This window comes from Paenibacillus sp. GYB004, from assembly GCF_036577605.1.
GTDB lineage: Bacteria > Bacillota > Bacilli > Paenibacillales > NBRC-103111 > Paenibacillus_AB > Paenibacillus_AB oceani.
Genome location: NZ_JARBDB010000040.1, coordinates 426,705 through 434,504 on the forward strand (window position 1 = coordinate 426,705; position 7,800 = coordinate 434,504).

The following is a 7,800-nucleotide window of genomic DNA, read 5'->3' on the forward strand; positions in this document are numbered from 1 at the left end:
ATAGGAACAAAAACTCTGACGGACACAGCGGCCTTTATTACGGTGAATTTCGATCGATTTGATATCTAACGGACATGAATGCAACTATTTGGTTAGAAACGTTACTTTTAGTGGTGGTTCGGAGTAAATAAGCGCTGCGGTGACCGTTACATTTAAAAAAACTGTTTTTTAGCGAAATAGCCTCCACCATGTCCGTTAGAGTATGATTTAGCTTACATTCCGGGCTCATCTTCGTTTTAATACGGTGAAGAACATAAACTTTCTGGCGTGATCACCAAAAAAGCCCGGGTTACCGGGCCAGCGATCCGATCAGATTTTCCAGCGTCAATCCGTACTTCTGGGCGATATGCCTCGCGTAACTGCTGCCCTCCGGGCGGGAACGGGTGATTTTGTAGCTGCGGACGCCGCTCTCCGCCTGCTCTGCGTCCAGCTCCGCCGTCAGGCTGTCGATCCGGCTGCCTGCATAACCCGCACGCCCGTTAAGCTCGTCTATGCTTTTGGCCAGGTCGTGCAGATGCGTACAGAACAGGACGCGGCTCCCCGAAGCCCGCAGCCCGAGCAGCACCTGCTCGGCGATATATGTGGCTTCCGCGGCGCTCGTACTGGAGAACGTCTCATCCATCAAGACGAGACTGTGCGGGGTCAGCTTCTCGAAGATGCGCATCAGCCGCTGGCACTCGTCCCCGAACCTGCCGGTCGAACGCCGGTCGCTGTCTTCCGGAAAATGAGTATAGATCGCATCGATCGGACTCATCGCCGCCGAATAAGCGGGGACGAACAGGCCGAGCTGAAACAGCATTTGGGCGATGCCGACCGCCTGCACAAATACGGTCTTCCCTCCTTGATTGGGACCGGTCACGATATAAATCATGCCGTTCTCGTCAAATTGGATCGAATTCAGCACCACCGGACTAACGCCGGCTGCGTCGTCTGGCGTACGCTCCCGGTTCAGCGCAATAACCGGGTTATACAGTCCGTTCATCGTACACGCCCGCTGTTCTTTCGGTACCGCCTGCGGCTTGCATACCGGCACTCCCGCCGCGATCAGCTGGCGAAGCAGCGACACGCCTCCGACAAGAAACCGGATCTCGTCCGCCAGCCGGTACAGAAACTTGGAATGCGTCGACGTGTACGCCCGGATAGCCGGCTTCCAGCTTCGAAGCGTCGATTTCATCACCATTTGGAGCGAACTGTTGACAGCCGCACGAAAACCGGCCGCCCGGTCCGGCGACAGCCCCTTGCCGACCACTTCGAGCGGGGCCAGACAATTGTAGCCTTTGTCGCGGAATTCCATTCGCAGCATTTTATCGATAATGTTGCCGGATTGAAATCGCTCGGTATGTACATCGACAATCCCCGCTTCGACCGGATTGAATTTCGTATCGAGATTAATGCCTACGGTAATACTTTTAATATCCCGGATGCGCGAGTTGATCTTCGCATATTCCGCCTTCAGCCGCCGAAACGTTTCGCTTTCGTGAATATCGCGAATGGCGGCCTCAAACCGCTTCATTCCGTCCGAGCGCAGAACGACCGAATCCTGCTGGAAAAAAACGTATAATTTCTCGATCAGCTCCGTGTACACCTCGACTTCCGAAACACTGCTCAGCGAAGCGACCGTATCCGCCTCGCCGCCTTTGTCGGCCGTGTACAGCTCTCGCATATCCTCAAGTTCCGGGTGGAGCGACCGGAGCATCAGATACAGCTGCTCGTTCTCCATCAGATCCTCGACGACATCCAGCCTGTATTGAATCACCTCCAGCCGATCCGTGCCGTATGCGACGGGATGACTCTGATTCGGTTTGAATTTGAACACACTTCGCATTGCCGCGAATACAGCCTCCGCCGCAAGCGCCCCCACAACCGCAGAATCTATCGGAGAATGCCCCGCGTTATGCTCGGTATACCCCTGCGGATAAAGCAGACTGATTTCCTCTGGTACGGACATGGTATACAACCTCCCTCCCTATTTGCAATCCGAGGCGAAAGCCGTTTCCTAGAAATATAACCATAACAGCTGCATAATCCCGTCCCTCGCCTGCTCCACAAATATCACCGTAACGAACCATACCGCCAAAGTAATGGAATGCAGCAGCGCCTTCGAATACCGGTGCAGCCCCCACCTTTTGGAAAGCAAATAATAATAATGAACAAATACAACGGAAAAAGGCACGGTGACGAACATAAAGATGCCATTGGATGCGATTACAAGAAAGGTCAAATAGGCGAGAAGCAAAAATAAGCGAAGCAGCAGCCGAAACCGGGGAGGATGAATCAGCATCGGTTCATCCGGAATGGATAAGAACGAGTACAGGATGGCCTGTCGCCTGGTTCGAGGTCCGTCTCTGATTAGTTTTTTCCTCCTCTCGTCCGTTGGCCTGAAAGCTAAGATCGCGTCATACCGCAACAGGCGAACCCACCCTTCATTTTCCATTTTTATTATATCATAGGACTGCGAAAATGGATGCTGGAAGCGGGAGGCCGCCGGGATCTTTTTCTTATCCGGGCAAGCTATCGATCGTTCGTTATGCAACCGTTGGAACGATAATAACCGTGCTATCGAAGCTGCCTGGTCTGAGGGAAGGATGCCGCTACTTAAATAAGAAGAAAAAAGAACGACCGCAGGCCGCCCTTTTTAAATCTTTTTTACGTATAAGTCCAGATGCAGATTCGGGTCCACCCACCGCGGGCGGCGAGAAACGGACAAATAACCATTTACCCGGCCGCTCCGACTGCCCCTTGCAACGCGATCAGCGTTTCTCCCTGCGCCACGTCCAGCACGAGCTCCTGCAGCCGGATTCCGAATCGCTCGACCGGCTTGACGCTTCGCACTACGGGAGAAGCCGCCGCCGTCTCCGGCGATAGACTCTCCTCCGACAGAAGGACCGTCAGCCCTTGGCACGCCTTGCCCGATACGATCCGCAGCTTGCCGGCCTCGACGCGTACATCCACCGTTCTCCGCAGCTCCAGCCAGTTGTATAGTTCCAGCGCCGTCCACCAAGTCAAACCGGCCTCTTTGCCATAACGAATCAGCTCGACGAAGGCCGGCCCGACATCCGGGTACATCTTGAAGGTAGCCGGGTGATACAAGAAATGCGCGACCCCGTAAACGTCCTTGGACCGGTCGACAAGCGCTTTCGCCTCCGGGTAGGTGCAGCGAAGCGGTACCGGTGGGTCCCACGCGAGCGTCGGATTGCTGTATACGTTCATAATCCGGTTATGCTCGGCTGCATCGCTGGCGGGCAAGTAAGGGTGACACGTCCCGGCCAGAAATCCTTTATTGCCCTGCTTCGTCCCGCCCTTGCTCTGCTCGACGACGATCCCGGCTTTTTCACACCATTTATAAAACTGGAGGTCGCCCTCCCAACGCAAGTAATGGTTTTTGTTCGTCCAGATCCGTTCGGCGCCGTTCTCCATCGCAGCCATTTGGCTTTGCAGTTGGCTCAACTGCTCGTTGAACAGCCCTTCGTCCCAATAACAGCCTTCCTGCGGCAGAGCATTGTAATGGAACGCCATCTCATGACCGTCAGCAAGAACCCGCTCGTACACATCCTCCGGATAACCGGGCATAATGACACACCAGCTTGTTTTTACGTCCGCTTCATTTAACCGGTCCATCATCATGTTCGCGGCTTCGACCAGATTGCCGTCCGTATCGTGGGAAATATGTCCGACCGCCTCCACCCCTTCCGGCCAAAACCAAACCTGGGCGAACGTACGCGACGTCTTCTCGTGCAGCCGGTGAACGAGCCTTAACAGCACAAGCCGGAACTCATCGACGATCGGATGCAGGAAAAAGGGCACGCCCTCCTCTACCGAGTCGCGGTCTCTTTTCCAGTCCAGCACGACACTGTCGTCCGCCTTCAAAATATCGTCGTCGATCGCTCCGCTTCCGTCATCGGCAGGGACTCCGTCCTTCACGACCGTAACGCCCTGCTGAATGAGCCGGAACGTCCGAGCCAGATCAACGGCGAACAGAGCGGCAATCCCGCTGGAGGCCGGCTTCAGCGTAATTGCGGGATGCGCCGTGTCCGTTCCGTTGCGGAGCGTAATCGTCCCGTGCGCTTCCGTTCCATCGTCAGGCCGGACCAGAGCCGACCCGAAAAAGTGGAATGAACTGTGCATGCCGTCTGCCAAAGCCGCCCCGTTCCAATCGATCCAGCCTTCATGAATATGGCGGACGTTCTTCACGCCCAGAACATCGTCCAGACCGTACGTTCCCCCGACAGCCAGCAGCGCGTTGCCCCGAGCGCAGTAAGCCTGAAAAACAGCCGGCCAGTCCGCCGAATCGTCCAGACCAGTTACGATCGTCACCCCGTCCGGCTGCTTGCCGAGCCACGATTCAGGCGTCCATATCTCGTAGGCGAGCCCCGCCTGCCTCAACATCTCGGGCCAATACGACTCGTAAACGTCTCGTCCTTGTCCCCATACTTCGTTCGCACGCTTCTCGTTCCAGATTACATGTATCATAACGATCACCCGTTTCACTATGTTGTTTACAACTTATTTACATCATAGTACTTTGCTCGGTAACCGTCAATCGGTAACTCCATCTTTGCATAAACAAAAAACTTGATCCGGCCATAAACCGCCCCCTTCCGGTCAGACCCCGGCCAACCCGGCGCAAACGCAAAAAAGCAGCCATTCGCCGATACCGGCTGTACAGCTGCGTTGTTCGCTTATTTACATGTGTACGTTCCACTTGCCTCGAAGCGTCCTCCATACGTCCTGCACCGATTCCACATTCGCCCATAGCAGCCCGAGTTCATTATCGAGATCCATAAATTGCTTGTACGTCAGTCCGAAGTCTTTGATCGTCTGCGCACGCTCCGTTATGCTCTGAAACGAATAATATCTTTTCCCGGCAAGCGGATAATGCGGAAAATCGCGGGACTCGGCCACGCTTCTTCGGGCGGGAATCGAGCATACGCGGTGCTTCATATCAGCTTGAGCCGTTTCAGAAGTGACGTAGCGGATAAACTGCTCGGCCGCATGGACCGATGTACAGTGCGAGCTGATGCCGATCCCGGAACAGATGCCGAGCCCCGCGTCCGCCACTTTGCCCGGAAACGGGACGAAGTCCCACTCGAAGTCGATATCCCGGAACTGCTCCATAAACGTGTAGGACGTCAGAATCATTCCGACCTTCTCCCGCAAAAACAATCCTTCCCCTGTCTTCGCATGTCCGGTCGAATAAATCGGCGACACTTGATACTTGTACATCAGATCGGCGGAAAACTGCAGCGCCTCCCAAGTACGGCTGTCTTCGGGGAGCAACTGCCGGCCTTCCACGAAAGCTCCTCCGTTCTGCAAAACGAACAAAGGCCAGCGGTTCGCCGACGCCGTAAAACTGAAGCCGTACCGCTCCGCCTGCCCGCCGTCGTATTCGGTTAGAGCTTGCGACGCTTGCAGCAGCTCGTCCCATGTCCAGGTCTCGTCCGGATACGACAAGCCGAGCCGGTCGAATATCGTTTTGTTGTAAGCGAGAATGATCGGAGCGAACATGATCGGGGCGGCCCACAGTTTACCTTCATGCGTGAAGGCCCGTCTGTACGCTTCGTAAAAATCGTCCGGCTCTTCGAGGGTGATCGGCTTCAGCAGCTTGTCCGGCTCGCCGTCCGCTATTTGAAAAAACATCGTATTCGGCAGTCCGACGAGGTCCGGCTTCACCCGCCCCATAAACGATCCTTCCTGCGTCGCCGCCAGAATCGTTTCCCGGGGGACCTGCGTGATCTCCACCTTCACGAACGGATTCGCCTGATTAAACCTGGAGACAATTTCGCTAACCGTCTCAAACTCGAAGGACGGCACGCCCCAAAACAAATTTAAATAAGTGCAAGCAGACTCCGCTTCGGTTACGACCGAGCCTTTGCCGTGCATCGTATGGATCAGCCCTTCTTCCGAGAGCTCGTTTAATACTTTTCGGACGGAAGGACGGCTCAGCTGAAACAACCGGGCCAGTTCGTTTTCCGCCGGAATATATTGGCCGGGCGGCCATTCGCCGGACGAAATTTTCGTTCGTATATGGTCGAGAAGATAGGCGTAGCGCTCCCTGAACGTCGTTCTCCGGACTCCGTTAGTCAAAGGAAATCCTCCATTACCGGATAGTTAAAGTCGAATAATGCCATATCGTTTCTATTATGATCAATTTTTGCAATCGTGTCCAGCAACGCGGCATCTGCTCCGCAGCCTTTGCCTTAGTTGCAGTCGCAGCCGCACCGCACCCACATCCGCACCGGTTCAGCCTATGCGATACAGCATTACCAAGAAAGGCCGCCCGTTCCGCGAGGCAGCCTTCCTGATCATGCATCACGCGAGCTTACAGCCCCGCCTTTATTCGGCACGTTTCGAAAAACCGCAGCGCATCCGGCAAATGTTCCGTCCAGTAAGCCCAATTATGCTCGCCCGAGTATTCCGTATAAAGGTGCGGGTAACCGATCTCATCCAAATGCCGGTTGAAGGCGGCGTTGTAATCGTACAAATAGTCTTCTTTCCCGCAATCGAAATACAAATGCGGGCGGTCACCGGATGCATGCAGCGCGGCAGTCAGCAGCAGCAGATCGTGGGCTTGGACCCGCTCGCCGTGCCGGGGCCCGAACATCCGCGGAAACTCGGATCGCGCAAATTTCGGGTAGGGCATCAGACGGAGAGAGCCAAGCGCTCCGGACAAGCTCGCCGCAGCCCCGAATACGCCCGGATTGCGCAGCGCGAGCGAGAATGCCCCGAAGCCTCCCATGGACAGTCCGCCTACGTACCGGTATTGCTTGTCCTTGATCGTCCGAAACGTTTCGTCGATGAACGGTACGAGATCGTCCACTATGTATTGCTCGAAATTCCCTGTTCCGTCATACCAATCGATATAAAACGTACCTTGACCGTACCCTCCGTCGTTAGGGAACACAACAATACATTCTCCGAGCTCGCCGGCTTCCATCATCCGGTTGAGCGTAGCCTCGGCGTTTCCCTTCAGCAGCCAGTCGCTTTCGCTGCCGTACATGCCGTGAAGCAGATAAACCACCGGATATTCCCGGTCCGTACTCTCATAACTCGAAGGCAAGTAAACAAAGCACGACTTTCTGGCATATAAAGCTCCCGAGAAAAAAGGAACCGGCTGAACAGACATTTTCAATCACGCTCCAGTTTCCGAGTTGGTTCTTCCACGCTTTATTATATCAGGCTCGTCCCGATTTAGGAAAAACGGGCATGACGTATAGTATGGCTTGTTTAGAGGCAAATCAGGCCGACAAACCCGCACCTGATACACGGGGAGTGGGAGCAAAGGTGTCTATCGAGCCTCATCCCGGAATACGAGCTATTTGAACCTCTTATTAGGTAAAAGATACTTTATTTACACGAAATAGAAGCGGTTTCTACCTCTTTATTTCAGCGCTTTTGTAGGAAATCCGTTACTTTGGAGCGATTTAGCAGCTGCAAACCGCTCTTATGATCACACCAAGGGCAGCTTTTGAAAAAATAAGCGGTACAAACCGCTCTTATGGAACTAGGCCGCGTGCAGCTCCCAGTAAGCGGCGGGGAGCGGGGGCAATCGCGGATCAACGCAAGTTCAGGCAAGTAGGGAGCCTCTTGTACACTTCACCACGTTAAAGAATTTAAAGATTCTAGTACATAAAAAAAGCCGATCATCTCGCATCAATGCGAAATAATCGGCTTTACCGCTTGGCAACGTCCTACTCTCCCAGGACCCTGCGGTCCAAGTACCATCGGCGCTGGAGGGCTTAACGGTCGTGTTCGGGATGGGAACGCGTGGGTCCCCTCCGCCATCATCACCAAACGGATTCA

General features: G+C 54.5%; 5 protein-coding genes and 1 rRNA gene. All 6 read right to left on the minus strand.

The window, feature by feature from the left end; all coding sequences use genetic code 11:
* Nucleotides 1-289 precede the first annotated feature (289 nt).
* The 6 genes from PV433_RS18045 to rrf all read right to left on the minus strand — a co-directional run bounded on the left by PV433_RS18045 (nucleotide 290) and on the right by rrf (nucleotide 7,792).
* A complete protein-coding gene (locus PV433_RS18045; protein ID WP_332073447.1) occupies nucleotides 290-1,948 on the minus strand; it encodes a MutS-related protein in 1,659 nt (552 codons plus the stop codon).
* A gap of 48 nt (nucleotides 1,949-1,996) precedes the next feature.
* Nucleotides 1,997-2,281: a hypothetical protein gene (locus PV433_RS18050; protein WP_332073448.1), complete on the minus strand. Its 285-nt coding sequence runs from the start codon at nucleotides 2,279-2,281 to the stop codon at nucleotides 1,997-1,999.
* A 434-nt stretch (nucleotides 2,282-2,715) separates the two neighbouring features.
* Nucleotides 2,716-4,470 (minus strand): hypothetical protein, encoded by a 1,755-nt coding sequence (locus tag PV433_RS18055; protein WP_332073449.1) that lies wholly within the window; start codon nucleotides 4,468-4,470, stop codon nucleotides 2,716-2,718.
* Between the two features lie 213 nt (nucleotides 4,471-4,683).
* Entirely contained in the window at nucleotides 4,684-6,084 is a 1,401-nt protein-coding gene (locus PV433_RS18060; RefSeq protein WP_332073450.1) for an extracellular solute-binding protein, read from the minus strand.
* A 235-nt stretch (nucleotides 6,085-6,319) separates the two neighbouring features.
* Entirely contained in the window at nucleotides 6,320-7,123 is an 804-nt protein-coding gene (locus PV433_RS18065; protein ID WP_332073451.1) for an alpha/beta hydrolase, read from the minus strand.
* A gap of 552 nt (nucleotides 7,124-7,675) precedes the next feature.
* A 5S ribosomal RNA gene (gene rrf / locus PV433_RS18070) occupies nucleotides 7,676-7,792 on the minus strand.
* Between the last annotated feature and the right edge of the window lie 8 nt (nucleotides 7,793-7,800).